Consider the following 15,490-nt stretch of genomic DNA (forward strand, 5'->3'; position numbering starts at 1 on the left):
GCCGGCGTCGGTCTCCCAGCGTAGGGAGCGGCCTACGGACCGCACATGACACGTCCGGACCATTTGGCCCTGGCCCCCCGGTGCCCGCACCCGGGCACCCGTTCATGCCTTGATCTTCCCGGCGTAGATGTCCTCGCGGTCGGGCAGCGTCACGGACACCCGCGCCCCGAACCCGTACAGCAGCGTGGTCGAGGCGACCGCGACCGTGCGGCCCTGGTTGCTGAAGCTGAACTGGTGGCGGACCTTGCGCAGCCGCCCCTCCCCGTCCAGATACGCGTCGAAGGGCACCGTGTCCGTGGTGAACCCTTTCGCCGCCGCCGCGAGCGCCCCGCGCACCTGCGGGGCGGCCCGGCGGGCCGCCTCCGCGATGTCCGCGACGCCCCGGTAGTGCCGGACCTTCACCCCCGCGAGGTCGACCTCGCCGACGTAGTCCACCCGCTTCGCCCCGCGGAGCAGCTCGGCCGCCGCGGCCGGGTCGGTGGCGCCGCCGGTGACCAGGTTGCCGTCGTCGAGGGTGGTGGTGTCGACCCGTACCCACTTGTCGGCGGGCACTCCGGCGCCCCGGTTCTTCATGTAGAGCGCGCCGGGGGCGAGCAGCTCGGTGATGGGCCGGTGCGCGCTCTCCCCCGAAGCGGCCTTGGGCAGCACCACCTGGAGGCTGCCGGTGCGGCGGCGGAAGTCGTAGGTGCCCTCGCCGCGGATGGTGACCCGGGTCCCGCCGGAGGCCATCTCCATGGAGGTGCTCGCCTTGGACGACCCGGCGCGGGCCAGCACCTCGGCCGCGCCGCGCACGGAGGCGACGGGGTCACCGCCCTGTCCCCTCTCGTCGCCGGGGTCGGCGCAGCCGCCGGCGGCCACCGTCCCGACCAGCGCGGCGGCGACGGCCCATGCCCCGCCCGAGCGTCCGTTCCGCACCACCATCGCCTGCCAACCCCCAACGCCGTGCCGCCGCTGTCCGGATCCCGCCCGACCGGATAACGACGGTCCGGACGCCCCGTCACGCGCGCCCGCCCCGGCAGTACGGTGGGGACGTGCATCACACGGAGACCACGGAACGCGGCTCGTTCGCGATCGCCCGGTGCAGTTGCGGCTGGCGAGGCCCGGCCCGCCGCTCCCGTGAACGGGCCCGCGCGGACGCGGCGGAGCACAAGGCGTCGGTGGCGGCGTAGACGACCCCGGCCCTCGGTCGGGCCCCCGGGATGGAGGCCGGCCAAGGGCCGGGGTGGGTCGGCGAGGTGCCGGTCGGCGCGAGGTTCCGGCGCCCCCTGCGGCGCTCTAGGCCGCCAGGTCGTTCTCCCCCGAGCCGTGGCGGGGCTCGGGGATGCCGACGGTCTCGGCCAGGGCCGTGCGTTCGGCGGCGCGGCGGGAGCGGACGAGGCGGGCGCCGTGCCGGGAGCGGGCGACGGCGGAGACCAGCGGGGTGAGCAGGGCCAGCGCGAGCGGGGCGAGGAGCAGGGCGACGGCGGTGCCGAGGGCGAGTCCGCCGACGACGTCCGTCGGGTAGTGGACGCCCATGTAGACCCGGCAGAAGCCCTCGGCGAGCGCGAGCCCGATGGCGGCGAGCCCGAAGCGGCGGTGGGCGACGAACACGCCGACGGCGATGGCCATCGCCATGGTGGCGTGGTCGCTCACGAACGAGTAGTCGGTCTTGCCGGCGACGAGGACGTCGAGCCCCTGGTGGTCGTTGAACGGCCGGGGGCGTTCGACGAAGCCACGGATCGGGATGTTGACGAGGAGCGCGATGCCGGCCGCGAGCGGGGCCCAGACGAGCCCGACGAGACCGCTCACGGAATCGCCCAGCGAGCCCCTCCTGCGGATGCTCCACCAGCACCAGAGCACGACCAGGACGAGGCCGAGCATGATGCCGTACTCGCCGACGAACTCCATGACGCGGTCGAACCACGGCGGGGCGGCCTTCGCCAGCCCGTTGATGTCGTAGAGCAGGCTGACATCGGGGTTCGAACCGTCCGATGCGAGTCCAGCCATCTGATGCGGCCCCTTGCTGTGTGTCGGTGTGGTGTCCAACCCCCGTGGTCAGAACGGTCGGATCGGGAAACGATCCGCCCGAGGGCAGCGTTCCGCTCTTCGCCCAAGATCACTACGACGTTATCGAAAGGTGACGGGCCGTCGCAGCTCCGGGCCCGAGCCTCACGGAGCGTTCCGGCTCGGCGGTCACGGCTGCGGCAGGTGGGTCGGGAGCGCCGCCGCGCCGTCCTGGGTCACCCGGGTCGCGCCGAAGTAGTCGGGCGTGTCGATCGGGTCGAAGCGGATGACGGCCCCGGTGCGCGGTGCGTCGATCATGTAGCCGCCGCCGACATAGATGCCCACGTGCCGGATGGCGCGGGAGTTCGTCAGGTCGTCGGAGAAGAACACGAGGTCGCCCGGCAGGAGTTCGTCCCGGCTGGGATGCGGCCCGGCGTTGTACTGGTCGTTGGCCACGCGCGGCAGCTTGATGCCCACCGACTCGTACGCCGCCTGCGTGAGCCCCGAGCAGTCGAACCGGCCGTTCTGCGCCGCCGTGCCCGTACCGCCCCAGAGGTACGGCGTACCGAGCTTCTGCTGCGCGTAGTAGATCGCCCCGGCGGCCTGCCGGGACGGGTCGACCCGTCCGACCGGCCGGGCGAAGCTCTTCTCCAGCGACCGGATGATCCGCACGTAGTTCTGCGTCTCCCGGATCCGCGGCACACCGCCGGACTTGATGACCCGGTAGGCGCCCGCGTTGTAGGCGGCCAGCATGTTGTTCGTCGGATCGCCCGGCACGTCCTTCACGTACCCGGCGAGCTCGCAGTCGTACGAGGCGGCCGACGGAATCGCGTCCTTGGGGTCCCAGACGTCCCGGTCCCCGTCCCCGTCCCCGTCGATGCCGTGCCCGGCCCAGGTGCCGGGGATGAACTGCGCGATGCCGCGCGCGTTCGCGGGCGACACCACCGTCGGATTCCAGCCGCTCTCCTGGTAGAGCTGCGCGGCCAGCAGCGCCGGATTGATCGCCGGACACAGGTTGCCCCACTGCTGCACGAGCCCCTGGTACGCCGCCGGCACCGCCCCCTTGGCCAGCGCCACGGTCCCGTTCTTCCCGTTCCCGGCACCGCCGAGCAGCCCGGCGGCCGCGGAGTACGTCCCGACCACGATCAGCGCGACAAAGCTGAGGCAGACCCCGAACACGACACCGGCCACCAGCCACGCCCTGCGCGCCTTACGCACCGTCAACCACCCCTCGGCTCCTGGCAGTACGCCCCACGCCAGTCTAGGCGCGAGGACCCGCGGCAGGGCGTGGACGAACCGGACGGAACGGAAGTGGCCGGGAGCACCCTCCCGCGTGCCCCGCGCCGCCCCAAAGGTGCCACAACGACAATCATTGCCCGGAGTCACCCTGCGTGATACACAGAGTGACCATACGCTTCTTCGCATAGGAACCGGCCACACCGTCGCAGGTCAAGACGGTCAGATCGGTCAAGTGTGCGGGGATCGGGTAAAGAGAGCCGTCAAGCCGTCACACGCGAGCGGTTTCATCAGCGAAGATAGGGTCGACGGCCCATGCCATCCGGCAGGGGCGACGAACTACCCAACAGGGGCGGTGAGTTACATGTACCTGGCGGCCGAGAAGGGCGACATCACCACCATCATCGGTGGAATCGCCCCGAACTGGGGGCCTTTCGGGAGCCTGGGCGCCGAGGCCAAGGTGATGATCGAGGTCGTGATGGCCGTGGCCATCCTGCTCTGCCTCGGCATCGCCATCTGGGGAGCGGCCAAACAGCGCATCGGCGCCACCGCCCTGCGGGACACCTTCAGCGCCGAGCAGGGCAAGGGCCTGATCGTGGCGGGTCTGACCGGCGTCTTCATCATCGGGTCGCTGGGGACGCTCTTCACCATCGTGTACGGGATGGCCGTCTAACCCGTTTCTCACCACCGAGGTCGCGTTCCCTGATGTCCAGTCACCACGCCGCGCCCGCGCGGAACCCAGCAGCACGGCTTTCGTCGTACCCGCGAACGGTTGAGGGGGCGTACCCGGCATGAGCCTCGGCGACGAGCACGACGGCCAGACCCGCACCCGCCTCCCCGACCCCGGTACCCCCCGCCCCCCCGCCCGCGGCTCCCGCTCCCTCGTCGCGGTCGTGGGCGTGGTGGTCCTCCTGGTCGCCGCGATCGCCCTCGCGAACCGCGGCGACGGCTCCTCCCCCTCCGACGCCACCGCCGGCCCGGGCACCACCACCCGCTCCGCCGCCCCCACGGCGGCGACGGGCGTCCGCCCGGTCACCGGCAAGAACGGCACGATCCCGTCGGGCTTCGCGAGGGACGAGCAGGGGGCGCAGAGCGCGGCGGCGAATTACGCGGTGGCGCTGGGGTCGGTGGACATGTTCACCGCCGCCTCCCGCAGCGAGATCGTCCGCGCCGTGTACGCGCCCGAGGCCGCGGCCTCGCAGCAGGGCGCGCTGGACAAGGTCTACACGGACAAAGGATTCCTGAGCCGGATCGGCCTCAACGAGGACGGCACGGTGCCACCGGGCCTGATGTTCGTCTCCCGGGTGATCCCGGCGGGCTCCAAGGTCGAAAGCTTCTCGGGCGACCGAGCCACGGTCGCGGTCTGGTACTCGTCGCTGTTCGGCCTCGCCGGTGAAGGCTCCCAGAGCCCTGTGACGGAAGCCTGGTACACGAGCACGTACGAGCTTCGGTGGGTCGACGGTGACTGGAAGGTCACCGGTTTCAGCCAGAAGGACGGACCGGTACCCGTGGGTCGCGACCAAAGGGCGTCCACGGCCGAGGACATGGCGGACGCTGTCGGCACGTTCGGAGGCTTCACCTATGCCCGGTAAGACCCTGTCCCGTGGCATCGGCATCGCCACCGCGCTGTCCGCTGCCCAGGCCGCTCTCGTCCTGTTCGCCGCCCGTGCCGTCGCGGCGCCCACCCCGCCGCCGGCGACCACCCCACCGGCGGCCACGCCCACGCCCAGCCCGTCGGGCAGCAACAACCCCTGCGACCTGATTCGCGGCCCCGCACGGGACTACTGCGAAAACGGCCAGAACAACGGCGGCGGCTCCCGCACCCGCCTCGACGACCCCACCACCGCCCTCGACCCCCTCTCCTCCCTCGCCAACGGGTGCGCCAAGGCCGCCGCCTGGGTGGTCGACACGCTGTCCGAGGCCGTGAAGAAGACCGCCGACGTCGACTTCACGAACCTCGAGTTCCTCGGCCGCTACGCCATCGTCTTCGCCGCCGCCACCTTCCTCACCCTCCTCCTCTGGCTGCTCGCCGTCGCCAAGCGCGCCATCCGCGGCGTGCCGCTCACCACCGCGATCTCCGAGGCGATCGGGTTCCTCTGGCTGACCGTCCTCGCGTCCGCCTTCACGCCGCTGATCCTCTACACCGTCGTCAACGCCACCGACGCCGTCACCGAGGTCATCGCCTCCGGCACCGGCCAGCAGACCGACGTCTTCTTCGGCAACTTCAAGCAGGCCCTGGAGAAGGGCGACAGCATCGGTGGCGGGCCCATCATGCTGATCATCGTGTCCCTGGTCACGATCCTCGCGGCCGGCGTGCTCTACCTCGAGCTCGTCCTGCGGGCCGTGCTGCTCTACGTCGGCACGCTGCTCGGCGTGGTCGTCTACTCCGGGCTCGTCGACAAGAACATGTGGGGCCACGTCCGCCGCTGGGCCGGGATCATGATCGCGGTGATCCTCGTCAAGCCGGTCATCGTCATCGTCCTCGGCCTCGCCGGCGCGCTCTCCTCCGGCACCGGGCCCGACGCCTTCTCCGCCGTCGTCTCCGGCCTCGCGATCATCCTGCTCGCGATCTTCGCCTCCGCGATGATCTACCGCTTCGTCCCCGGCTTCGGCGACGAGATCGTCGCCTCCCGCAACAACCGCCTGCACCGCGCCGGCGAGAACGCCGCCGCCGCCGTCATCTCCTCCCCCGCCTCCCTCGTCTCCCAGGGCATCAAAACCCACAGCACCCGTAGCGACGGCGGCAACCAGGGCGGCGGCGGCCAGGGCGGCACCCCCCGCCCCGCCAACCCGCTCTCCGGCGGCGTCGCCGCCCACAGCAGCCGCGGCACCGGAGGCGGCACCGCACCCACACCCCCGCCCGCGCCCCGCAGCGGCAGTCCCACCGCGGGCACCCCGCACACCAGCCGTAGCAGCAACAGCAGCACCAAGCACACAGGAGGTGGAGGGCGTTGACGACCCAGTCCCAGCCGGTCGCGCCCCGCCGCACGTATCTCATCGGCCGCGCCCGGCCGAACGCGATCGTCGGCAAGAACCGCGAGACCGGCGAGATCGCGCTCATCATCGCCGGCGCCTTCCTCGGCATGATGAGCGGACTGATCGTCCCCGTCCTGTCCCTGCGCATCGTGCTGCTCATGGGCTTCCCCATGATCGCCCTGGCCGCGGTCTACGTCCCGTACAAGCACCGCACGTTCTACAAGTGGTTCGAGATCAACCGCAGCTACAAGCGGATGCTCAAGCGCGGCACCGCCTACCGCTCCGGCGCCGTCGAGGCCGGCACCCGCCTCGACGGCCGCGAGGTCGAGGTCGGCCCGCCGCCCGGCATCGGCCGGATCAGTTGGCTCTCCGCCCCCTTCGGCCCCGACGAGATCGCCGTCCTGCTGCACGCCGACCGCCGCACCGTCACCGCCGCCATCGAGATCGAGGGCCCCGGCGTCGGCCTGCGCGACTCCGAGGACCAGGAAGCCCTCGTCGACCGCTTCGGCACCCTCCTCAAGCACGTCGCCAACGGGGACGGCTTCGTCACCCGCCTCCAGATGCTCGCCCGCACCCTCCCCGCCGACCCCGACGCCCACGCCAAGGACGTCGCCCAGCGCGGCGACCACCAGGCCCCGGCCTGGCTCCAGGAGTCGTACGACCAGCTCCAGTCCATGGTCTCCACCTCCAGCGAGCAGCACCGCGCCTACCTGGTCGCCTGCATGCACTACACCCGCGAGCTCGCCGCCGAGGCCAACGCCATGGCCCGCGCCGCCCGCCACGCCTCCGGCGCCCGCAGGCTCGACCGCGACGCCGGCCTCGCCGTCGTCATGGCCCGCGAGCTCACCGACATCTGCGCCCGGCTCGCCGAGGCCGACATCCGGGTCCGCCAGCCCCTCGGCCAGTCCCGCCTCGCCTCCCTCGTGCACTCCATGTACGACCCGGACCACCCCATCGACCACATCCAGGCCATGACGAAACGAAACGCTTGGCCGGCCGAGCTGGACGCGATGGAACCGACGTACCTCCAGGCCAAGACCCGCGAGTCCGCCACCCGCGCGCCCTGGTGCCACGCCACCGCCTGGATCAAGGAGTGGCCGATGACCCCCGTGGGCGTCAACTTCCTCGCCCCGCTCCTCGTCCACACCCCCGACGTCATCCGCACGGTCGCCGTCACCATGGACCTGGAGCCCACGGAGGTCGCCATCGAGCGCATGCTCACCGAGAAGACCAACGACGAGGCCGAGGCGTCCCGCCAGGCCAAGATGAACCGCACCGTCGACCCGCGCGACATCGCCGCCCACGGCCGGCTCGACCAGCGGGGTGAAGATCTCGCCAGCGGAGCGGCGGGCGTCAACCTCGTCGGGTACATCACCGTATCGGCGCGCTCGCCGGAGGCCCTCGCCCGCGACAAGCGCACGATCAGGGCCTCCGCCGGCAAGTCGTATCTGAAGCTGGAGTGGTGCGACCGCGAGCACCACCGGGCCTTTGTGAACACCTTGCCGTTCGCGACCGGCATCCGCCGCTAGGGCCGAAGGGGCACAGACCGATGCGAGATCCGCTGTCCGTCCTCACCGAAGCCTTCACCTCCTTCCTCTTCGGGAAGGTGGAGACGACCCGCCTGCCCGTCCGCACCTCCACCGGACAGGCCCAGGCCGTCTACCTGCCGACCGCGGCCCCCGGCCTCGGCGACTCCGGCGTGATCATCGGCCGTGAGGTCTACAGCGGCAAGGGGTACATCTACGACCCCTTCCAGTTGTACGGGCAGCAGCTCCCCGCCCCCCACTGGCTGGTCCTCGGCGAGTCCGGAAACGGCAAGTCGGCGCTGGAGAAGACCTACGTCCTGCGCCAGCTCCGCTTCCGCGACCGCCAGGTCGTCGTCCTCGACGCCCAGGGCGAGGACGGCGTCGGCGAATGGAACCTCATCGCCCAGGAGCTGGGGATAACCCCCATCCGCCTGGACCCGATGGTCGCCAACGACGCCGGGATCCGCCTCAACCCGCTCGACCCGTCCATCACCACCACCGGCCAGCTCGCCCTGCTGCGCACCATCATCGAGGTGGCGATGGGCCACGGCCTCGACGAGCGCTCCGGCTTCGCGCTCAAGGTCGCCCACGCCTACGTCAACGAGCACATCACCGACCGCCAGCCGATCCTCACCGACATCGTCGAGCAACTGCGCCACCCCGAGGCGGAGTCCGCCGAGGCCATGAACGTCGACATAGACGACGTACGGGCCTGGGGCCTGGACGTGGCGCTCGTCCTCGACCGGCTGGTCGACGGCGACCTGCGCGGCATGTTCGACGGGCCGACGACCGTCGGCATCGACCTCGACGCCCCGCTCATCGTCTTCGACCTCTCCCACATCGACCGCAACTCCATCGCCATGCCGATCCTCATGGCGATCGTCGGCGTGTGGCTGGAACACACCTGGATCCGCCCCGACCGGAAGAAGCGCATCTTCCTCGTCGAGGAGGCATGGCACATCATCAACAGCCCGTTCGTGGCCCAGTTGTTCCAGCGCCTGCTGAAGTTCGGCCGCCGCCTCGGCCTGTCCTTCGTCGCGGTCGTCCACCACCTCTCCGACGTCGTCGACGGAGCGGCGGCGAAGGAGGCCGCGGCGATCCTCAAGATGGCCTCCACCCGGACCATCTACGCCCAGAAGGCCGACGAGGCACGCAACACCGGCCGGGTCCTCGGCCTGCCCCGCTGGGCGGTCGAGATCATCCCGACCCTCACCCCCGGCATCGCGGTCTGGGACGTCAACGGCAACGTCCAGGTGGTCAAGCACCTCATCACCGAGAAGGAACGCCCGCTGGTCTACACCGACCGCGCCATGACCGAATCGTCCATGACCGACGAGGAACTGGAATGGGAGACGGAACAGCGCGCCATCCTCATCGAGCAGCAGATGAACGACTCCTCGCAGTCGACGGTGGCGTGAGGACGGACTGACATGCAGCAAGAGGTACGGCGGGAGGGCGGCATCCCCGACGGTCTCGTGGTCGGACTGCTCGCCCTCCTGCTGGGCCTCGCCGTCCTCGTCTGGACGGCGACCGGCCTCTCCGGCCTCCTCGCCCACGGCGCCTGGCCGGACGGCGTCACCTTCACCCGCACCCCGCTCGCCCTGCGCTCCCTGCTGTCCGCGCCGACGGACCTCCCCGCCGCCTGGCCGGCCACCCCACCGGGCGCGCTGTCGGGCTACGGGCTGTTCTGGGGCCTCGTCATCGGCGAGGCGATGGTCCTCGTCGTCCTCGCGGTCTTCGCGCTCGGCACCCTCGCCCGCTGGCGCGCGGTCCGCGCGGGCCGGAAGGCCGGCACGTACGCGAAGGGGGCGAAGGGGACCGCGCGGGGCCGGTACGAGGAGGGGTACGAGGACAGGTACGGGGACGGGGACGGGGACGGGGGCGGGCGCCGCGGGCGGGCGACCGGCCGCGCGTACGACGACACCAGGACGTACGAGGGGACGGCAGCCCACGACCGCCGGTCCGCCGCGCAGGGCACGCCCGAGCCCCTGCCCGCGCCCGCTCCGGGCCCCGCCTTCGCCGGCGCGACGGGCGGCGACACCGACACCCGGCCTCCCGCCCCGCGCCTGCCCCTCCAGGGCGGCCCGCACGACTCCCCGGCACCCTCGGCACCACAGGCATCCCCGGCCCCCCAGACCACGGCACCCCCTGCGCCCTCTCCCACCCCGAGGATCGTCTACGGCCCCGCCGCCACCCGCCGTCCCCTCGCCGTGCAGGCGGTACGGGACGCCGAGGGCGCCGTCCTCGTCGTCACCTCCGACCCGACCCTGTGGGCCGAGACCAAGGACGCCCGCGGCAAGCTCGGTCCCGTCCTCGTCTACGACCCCGGCCACCTCTGCGACACCCCCGCCCGGCTGCACTGGAGCCCGGCCGAGGGCTGCGAGGACGCGGCCGTGGCGCAGGAGCGGGCGGCGGCGCTGCTCGCGCCCGTACGGCCCCAGGCCCGCCTGGACGCGGCACTCGCCGACACCGCGGAAACGCTCCTGCGCTGCTGGCTGCACGCCGCCGCCACGGACGGACGACCGTTCAAGCAGGTCCACCGCTGGGCGCAGGGCGCCGACGCCCACGACCCCGTACGGATCCTCCGCACCCACCCCAAGGCCGCCGCGGGCCACGCCGGACTGCTGGAGTCCGCGCTCACCGCGTACCCCGAACGCCGCCGCGCCGCCCAGGAGCTGACGGCCCGTGCGCTGTCGTCCCTCTCCTCGATCCACATCAGGGAGGCGTGCACCGCGAATCGAACGGATTCGCTCACGTTGGCATCATTCGTCGCCGAACAGGGCACCCTTTACGTGGTGGGTGAACCGATCGAGGACCCGCGCACCCACCCGGGCGCGATGCCCCTGCTGACCGCCCTCGCCGCAAGCGTGGTCGAGCACGGCCGCCGCATGGCCGCACGGTCATCCGACGGTCGGCTCGACCCACCACTGAGCCTCGTCCTCGACGACATCGCCGCCGTCGCGCCGATCCCCGGCCTCCCCGCCCTCATCGCCGAGAGCGCCAGGGGCACCGGGGGCACCGGGGGCACCGGGGGCACCGGGGGCACCGACCGGGTCCTGCCCGCCCTCGCCCTCATGCGCTCCCCGGAACAGGCCCGCGCCCGCTGGGCTGAACCGCTCCCCCAGCCGTAGGAAGGCCGGACGGCCGGCCTGTCAATCGGCCGGCCAGTCAATCGGCCGGTCGGCCGGGCCGGTCAGGCGGGCCGCGGAAGCTCGTACTCCAGCTCGAACTCCGTCTCGCTCCCCGGCATCGTCACCTTCTCGCCCGACGGCACGAACCCGAACCGCCGGTAGAAGGCCGCGGCCCGCACGTTGTCCTCGTGGACATACAGCCGCACCCGCCGGATCTCCGGCTCCGGCAGCGCCCAGGACCACTCCACCGCAGCCCGGAACAGCGCGTCGATCACCCCGCCGCCGCGCGCCTCGGGCCGTACGTACACACCGACCAGGTGAGTCTGGTCGACCTCCGCCCGCTCCCCGAACCGCACGTCGTCCGACGGCCGCTCCACGAGCACCGTCACCGTGCCGATCCAGCGCCCGTCCGGCGTCTCCGCCACGAACTGGCGCACCCGCCCCGGGCCCGTCCCGGCGGCGCCCTCCGCCCGCTCCCGCCAGAAGCCGTCGGGCCGCCCGGCGGCGTCCTCGTGCGTCTCCAGGAAGGCGATGGCCGCCACCGGGTCCCGGAGGGCCGCCAGCCGAAGCTCGCGCACCTTCTCCCACTCATCGGCGCGGATCACACGTATCGAATAGTCCATGCGGGGATCCTCGCCACCCACGCACCCCTCTGACAAGGCATTTCTCCCCACGGGCACACCCGCGTCATACCCCGGTACGACGCCCGCCGCCCACCTCCCACCCCCGGTCCGACGCCGCGCCGCCGCCCGCTCCCTAGCGTCGACGTCATGATCAGAGCGGAAGAACTCACCAAGCGGTACGGCGACCGCACCGTCGTCCAGGACCTCACCTTCACCGTCCGGCCCGGCTCCGTCACCGGCTTCCTCGGCCCCAACGGCGCCGGTAAGTCCACCACCCTGCGCATGCTCCTCGGCCTCGACGCCCCCACCCGCGGCCGCGCCACCGTCGCCGGCCGCCGCTACGCCGACCACCCCGCACCCCTCACCCAGGTCGGCGCCCTCCTCGAAGCCCGCTCCCTCCACCCGGGCCGCTCCGCCCGGAACCACCTCACGGCCCTCGCCCTCACCCACGGCATCCCGCGCTCCCGCGTCGACCACGTCCTCGACCTCGCCGGCCTCACCGAGGTCGCCGACCGCCGGGTGAAGGGCTTCTCCCTCGGCATGGGCCAGCGCCTCGGCATCGCCGCCGCCCTCCTCGGCGACCCGGCCGCCGTCGTCCTCGACGAACCCGTCAACGGACTCGACCCCGAAGGCGTGCTCTGGATCCGCACCCTCCTCAAATCCCTCGCCGCCGAAGGCCGGACCGTCCTCGTCTCCTCCCACCTCATGAGCGAGATGGCCCTCACCGCCGACCACCTCGTCGTCATCGGCAAGGGCCGGCTGCTCGCCGACACCACCGTCGCCGACCTCGTACGGGACGCCGGCGGCACCACCGTCAAGGTCGTCACCCCCGCCGCCGACCGCCTGCGCGCCCTGCTCCCCGCCACGGCCCGCATCACCGCCGAAGCCCCCGACACCCTCCACGTCACCGGCCTCGACGCCCCCGCCATCGGCCGCACCGCCGCCGCCCACGGCCTGCCGCTGTACGAACTCACGCCGCAGACCGTCTCCCTGGAGCAGGCGTTCATGGACCTCACCCACGACTCCGTCGAATACCAGGGAGCCGCCGCATACCGGGAAGCCGCCGCATACCAGGGAGCCGCCGCGTGACCACCTACGGCATCACCCCGATCCGCGTCCTGCGCTCCGAATGGCACAAGCTGTGGACGGTCCGCTCCACCTGGATCACCCTGCTCACCGCCGTCACCCTCGTCCTCGGCGTCGGCCTCCTCATGGGCGCCACCTACACCTCCGACGGCGGCGACTCCGACGTCGACACCGTCGTCCTCACGCTCTACGGATCCCAGCTCGGCGGCATCGCCCTCGCCGTCCTCGGCATCCTGCTCACCGCCGGCGAGTACGCCACCGGCCTGATCCGCGCGACCCTCACCGCGGTCCCGCACCGCCGCCCGGTCCTGTGGGCGAAGGCCGCGGTCTTCACCGGAGTCGTCTTCACCGGCTCCCTCCTCACCGCCCTGCTCACCTTCGAGGTCGCCCAGATCTTCCTCGGCGACACCGACCAGGCCGCCTCGCTCACCGACGACGGCGTCCTCGCCGCGCTCGCCGGCAACGCCGCCGGCGTCACCCTCCTCGGCGTGATCGCCCTCGGCCTGGGCGCCGCCCTGCGCTCCGTCCCGGGCGCGCTCGGCGCCTTCATCGGCGGGGTGATGATCCTGCCGGAGATGCTCGGCATGCTCCCGTACGCGTTCGTGGACACGGCCGTCCGCTACTTCCCCACCCAGGCCGCCGGCGCCCTCGGCTCCGCCACCCCGCTGCCCGGAGCCGCCTCACCCGGCGCGGCCCTGCTCGCCCTGCTCCTGTGGGCGGGCGCGGCACTCGCCGTACCGGCCCTGTCGCTGACGCGCCGAGACGTATGAGGATGACCGGGTGACCAGGGAGACGACCGCGGAGACCACGCGCAGGGGTACGGGCACGGACAGGGCCAGGGGCGCGGACAGGGTTACGGGCGCGGGTACGGGCACGGACGGGGGTACGGGCGCGGGCACGGGGCCGACGGGACCGAGCCGGTACGTCCAGCGTGTCCTCGCCCGGGCCCGGTCCTTGGACGCGGCCCGCCCCTGGGTGTGGGACGCCCTGCTGACCGCCGGCTGGACGCTCGCCGCGCTCGTCGACGCGGCCGGCGGCTGGCGCACCATCGCCCGGGACCCGTCCCTGCCGACCTGGCTGATCGTCATGACCAGCCTCCTCCTGGCGCTGCCGCTCCACTGGCGCCGCCGCCGGCCGACCGCCGTCCTCGCGGTCATGGCGTGCGGGGCCCTGGTCAGCGCGGCCTCCGGCGCCTTCCTCCAGGCCGCCTTCCTCCAGGCGATCCCCGTCTTCCACATCGCCCTGACCCGGCCGCCCCGCGCCCTCCTGTGGTCCGTCGCCCTGATCGTCCCGCCGCTCCTGACCGGCGCGTTCCGCTTCCAGGCCGACACGTGGGACCAGCACGTGATCCCGAACCTCTGGGCCTACGCCCTGGTCGCGCTCCTCGGCATCACCGTCCGCTCGCGCCGGGAGGAGCGCGACCAGGAGGTCCGCCTCGCGGCGGCCGCCGAACGCGCCCGCATCGCCCGCGAGATGCACGACATCATCGGCCACAACCTGTCGGTCATCACCGGCCTCGCCGACGGCGGGCGTTACGCGGCCACCAAGAACCCCGAGCGCGCCGCCCAGGCCCTCGACGCCATCGGCACCACCAGCCGCCAGGCCCTCGCCGAACTCCGCCGCCTGCTGGGCGTGCTGAGGGAGGGGGAGGACGGCGAGGACGGCGAAGGGAAGGCTGCGGCCCGCGGCCCGCAGCCCGGCCTCGCCGACCTGCCGGCCCTGATCGACGGCGTACGGAAGACGGGCCTCCGGGTCCACGCCGAACTCCCCTCCGAGGACCTGGAACTGGCGCCGGGCGCCGAGCTGACGGTCTACCGCGTCCTGCAAGAGGCGCTGACGAACACGCTGAAGCACGCGGGCGAGGGGGCGGAGGCGACGGTGACGCTGAGGCTGACGTACGGTTCGAACGGCTCATCCGGCTCGTCCGGTAGGTACGGCTCCGGGGCCGTGGTCCTCACCGTCACCGACACCGGAACCGGCGCCGGCAGCGGCAGCGGCAGCGGCTCCTCCGAACCGGCCCGAGGACAGGGGCTGGTGGGAATGCGGGAGCGCGCGGCGCTCTACGACGGCACACTCGACTGCGGCCCGTCGCCGACCGGCGGCTGGCGGGTCCGACTCACCCTGCCCCATCCGACTCGGGAGGACTCCCCCTCGTGACCACGGTCCTGATCGCGGACGACCAGCCGATGCAGCGCTTCGGCTTTCGCATGCTGCTGGAGAGCCAGGACGACATGACGGTCGTCGACGAGGCCGGCAACGGCACGGAGGCGGTCCGCCTGGTCGACCGCCACCACCCGGACGTGGTCCTCATGGACATCCGCATGCCCGGCCTGGACGGCATCGAGGCCACGCGCCGCATCATCGCCACGGGCTCGCGTACCCGGGTCCTGATCGTCACGACCTTCGACCTCGACGAGTACGCGTACGACGGCCTGCGCGCCGGAGCGAGCGGCTTCCTGGTGAAGGACGCCCAGCCCGAGGAGCTCCTCGCCGGCATCCGCGCGGTCGCGAGCGGCGACGCGGTGGTGGCCCCGAGCCTCACCCGCCGGCTCCTCGACGCCTACATCCACCATCTCCCGCCGTCCCGCCCGGCCCCGGAGCCGGCGGCGCCTCGGGAGGACCCTCGCCTGTCCACGCTCACCGAGCGCGAGCGGGAGATCCTGACGGTGATCGGCCAGGGCTGGAACAACACGGAGATCGCCACCCGTCTCCATCTCGCCGAGTCCACGGTGAAGACCCATGTCACCCGCATCCTCGCCAAGACCGGCTCCCGCGACCGCGTCCAGGCCGTCATCCTGGCCTACGACACGGGCCTGGTGACGCCGGCCGACCGGTGAACGCAGAAAAGCCCCGCACCATAAGGTGCGGGGCTTTCCCACAATGATTGTTCGGCGGCGTCCTACTCTCCCACAGGGTCCCCCCTGCAGTA

Annotated in this window: 15 protein-coding genes; 11 read left to right on the plus strand and 4 right to left on the minus strand. The window is 72.5% G+C overall.

The window, feature by feature from the left end; all coding sequences use genetic code 11:
- Window positions 1–102 precede the first annotated feature (102 nt).
- The gene (locus tag ABZ135_RS27990; RefSeq protein ID WP_356699310.1) at window positions 103–921 is read right to left on the minus strand and encodes a hypothetical protein; all 819 of its coding nucleotides are present in this window, start codon (window positions 919–921) and stop codon (window positions 103–105) included.
- A 110-nt stretch (window positions 922–1,031) separates the two neighbouring features.
- Between ABZ135_RS27990 and ABZ135_RS27995 the strand changes: the two genes are divergently transcribed.
- Window positions 1,032–1,169 carry a hypothetical protein gene (locus ABZ135_RS27995; RefSeq protein WP_356699312.1) on the plus strand — a complete coding sequence of 46 codons (138 nt, stop codon included), beginning with the start codon at window positions 1,032–1,034 and terminating at the stop codon, window positions 1,167–1,169.
- Window positions 1,170–1,275: 106 nt separating this feature from the next.
- On the opposite strand, the gene ABZ135_RS28000 is transcribed toward ABZ135_RS27995, so the two are convergent.
- Together ABZ135_RS28000 and ABZ135_RS28005 are read right to left on the minus strand one after the other, a co-directional pair.
- Window positions 1,276–1,986 (minus strand): phosphatase PAP2 family protein, encoded by a 711-nt coding sequence (locus tag ABZ135_RS28000; protein WP_356699314.1) that lies wholly within the window; start codon window positions 1,984–1,986, stop codon window positions 1,276–1,278.
- A 186-nt stretch (window positions 1,987–2,172) separates the two neighbouring features.
- Window positions 2,173–3,207, minus strand: coding sequence for a bifunctional lytic transglycosylase/C40 family peptidase (locus tag ABZ135_RS28005; RefSeq protein WP_356699316.1), 1,035 nt, complete (start codon window positions 3,205–3,207; stop codon window positions 2,173–2,175).
- A 376-nt stretch (window positions 3,208–3,583) separates the two neighbouring features.
- Here ABZ135_RS28005 and ABZ135_RS28010 point away from each other — a divergent pair, with 376 nt between their 5' ends.
- The 6 genes from ABZ135_RS28010 (at window position 3,584) to ABZ135_RS28035 (ending at window position 10,852) form a co-directional block, all read left to right on the plus strand.
- On the plus strand, window positions 3,584–3,892 hold the full coding sequence (locus ABZ135_RS28010; RefSeq protein WP_046908545.1) for a hypothetical protein: 309 nt from the start codon (window positions 3,584–3,586) through the stop codon (window positions 3,890–3,892).
- Window positions 3,893–4,010: 118 nt separating this feature from the next.
- Window positions 4,011–4,811, plus strand: a complete 801-nt coding sequence (locus ABZ135_RS28015) for a hypothetical protein (RefSeq protein ID WP_356699318.1) — start codon at window positions 4,011–4,013, stop codon at window positions 4,809–4,811.
- The gene (locus tag ABZ135_RS28020; RefSeq protein WP_356699320.1) at window positions 4,801–6,174 is read left to right on the plus strand and encodes a hypothetical protein; all 1,374 of its coding nucleotides are present in this window, start codon (window positions 4,801–4,803) and stop codon (window positions 6,172–6,174) included. Before ABZ135_RS28015 ends, ABZ135_RS28020 begins: the two co-directional genes overlap by 11 nt.
- On the plus strand, window positions 6,171–7,724 hold the full coding sequence (locus ABZ135_RS28025; RefSeq protein WP_356699321.1) for an SCO6880 family protein: 1,554 nt from the start codon (window positions 6,171–6,173) through the stop codon (window positions 7,722–7,724). The genes ABZ135_RS28020 and ABZ135_RS28025 overlap by 4 nt, the downstream gene beginning before the upstream one ends.
- A 20-nt stretch (window positions 7,725–7,744) precedes the next feature.
- On the plus strand, window positions 7,745–9,139 hold the full coding sequence (locus ABZ135_RS28030; RefSeq protein ID WP_345486706.1) for an ATP-binding protein: 1,395 nt from the start codon (window positions 7,745–7,747) through the stop codon (window positions 9,137–9,139).
- Window positions 9,140–9,151: 12 nt separating this feature from the next.
- Window positions 9,152–10,852, plus strand: coding sequence for a type VI secretion protein (locus tag ABZ135_RS28035; RefSeq protein ID WP_356699323.1), 1,701 nt, complete (start codon window positions 9,152–9,154; stop codon window positions 10,850–10,852).
- A gap of 62 nt (window positions 10,853–10,914) precedes the next feature.
- On the opposite strand, the gene ABZ135_RS28040 is transcribed toward ABZ135_RS28035, so the two are convergent.
- Window positions 10,915–11,475: a GNAT family N-acetyltransferase gene (locus ABZ135_RS28040; protein WP_356699325.1), complete on the minus strand. Its 561-nt coding sequence runs from the start codon at window positions 11,473–11,475 to the stop codon at window positions 10,915–10,917.
- Window positions 11,476–11,622: 147 nt separating this feature from the next.
- Here ABZ135_RS28040 and ABZ135_RS28045 point away from each other — a divergent pair, with 147 nt between their 5' ends.
- Genes ABZ135_RS28045 through ABZ135_RS28060 form a run of 4 tightly spaced genes read left to right on the plus strand, consistent with a single transcriptional unit; the run spans window position 11,623 to window position 15,398 of the window.
- Window positions 11,623–12,564 (plus strand): ABC transporter ATP-binding protein, encoded by a 942-nt coding sequence (locus ABZ135_RS28045; protein WP_356699327.1) that lies wholly within the window; start codon window positions 11,623–11,625, stop codon window positions 12,562–12,564.
- Entirely contained in the window at window positions 12,561–13,331 is a 771-nt protein-coding gene (locus tag ABZ135_RS28050) for an ABC transporter permease (RefSeq protein WP_356699329.1), read from the plus strand. The genes ABZ135_RS28045 and ABZ135_RS28050 overlap by 4 nt, the downstream gene beginning before the upstream one ends.
- 10 nt (window positions 13,332–13,341) lie before the next feature.
- Window positions 13,342–14,718 carry a histidine kinase gene (locus tag ABZ135_RS28055; RefSeq protein WP_356699331.1) on the plus strand — a complete coding sequence of 459 codons (1,377 nt, stop codon included), beginning with the start codon at window positions 13,342–13,344 and terminating at the stop codon, window positions 14,716–14,718.
- On the plus strand, window positions 14,715–15,398 hold the full coding sequence (locus ABZ135_RS28060) for a response regulator transcription factor (RefSeq protein WP_356699333.1): 684 nt from the start codon (window positions 14,715–14,717) through the stop codon (window positions 15,396–15,398). The genes ABZ135_RS28055 and ABZ135_RS28060 overlap by 4 nt, the downstream gene beginning before the upstream one ends.
- Window positions 15,399–15,490 lie beyond the last annotated feature (92 nt).

Source organism: Streptomyces sp. NPDC006339, assembly GCF_040612775.1.
Lineage (GTDB): Bacteria > Actinomycetota > Actinomycetes > Streptomycetales > Streptomycetaceae > Streptomyces.

What these genes read in the sequence shown, in the direction of transcription:
- ABZ135_RS28045 (WP_356699327.1), top strand. Translation starts at nt 11,623, where the DNA reads ATGATCAGAGCGGAAGAACTCACCAAGCGGTACGGCGACCGCACCGTC.
- ABZ135_RS28020 (WP_356699320.1), top strand. Translation starts at nt 4,801, where the DNA reads ATGCCCGGTAAGACCCTGTCCCGTGGCATCGGCATCGCCACCGCGCTG.
- ABZ135_RS28035 (WP_356699323.1), top strand. Translation starts at nt 9,152, where the DNA reads ATGCAGCAAGAGGTACGGCGGGAGGGCGGCATCCCCGACGGTCTCGTG.
- ABZ135_RS28030 (WP_345486706.1), top strand. Translation starts at nt 7,745, where the DNA reads ATGCGAGATCCGCTGTCCGTCCTCACCGAAGCCTTCACCTCCTTCCTC.
- ABZ135_RS28010 (WP_046908545.1), top strand. Translation starts at nt 3,584, where the DNA reads ATGTACCTGGCGGCCGAGAAGGGCGACATCACCACCATCATCGGTGGA.
- ABZ135_RS27990 (WP_356699310.1), bottom strand. Translation starts at nt 921, where the DNA reads ATGGTGGTGCGGAACGGACGCTCGGGCGGGGCATGGGCCGTCGCCGCC.
- ABZ135_RS28000 (WP_356699314.1), bottom strand. Translation starts at nt 1,986, where the DNA reads ATGGCTGGACTCGCATCGGACGGTTCGAACCCCGATGTCAGCCTGCTC.
- ABZ135_RS28040 (WP_356699325.1), bottom strand. Translation starts at nt 11,475, where the DNA reads ATGGACTATTCGATACGTGTGATCCGCGCCGATGAGTGGGAGAAGGTG.
- ABZ135_RS28015 (WP_356699318.1), top strand. Translation starts at nt 4,011, where the DNA reads ATGAGCCTCGGCGACGAGCACGACGGCCAGACCCGCACCCGCCTCCCC.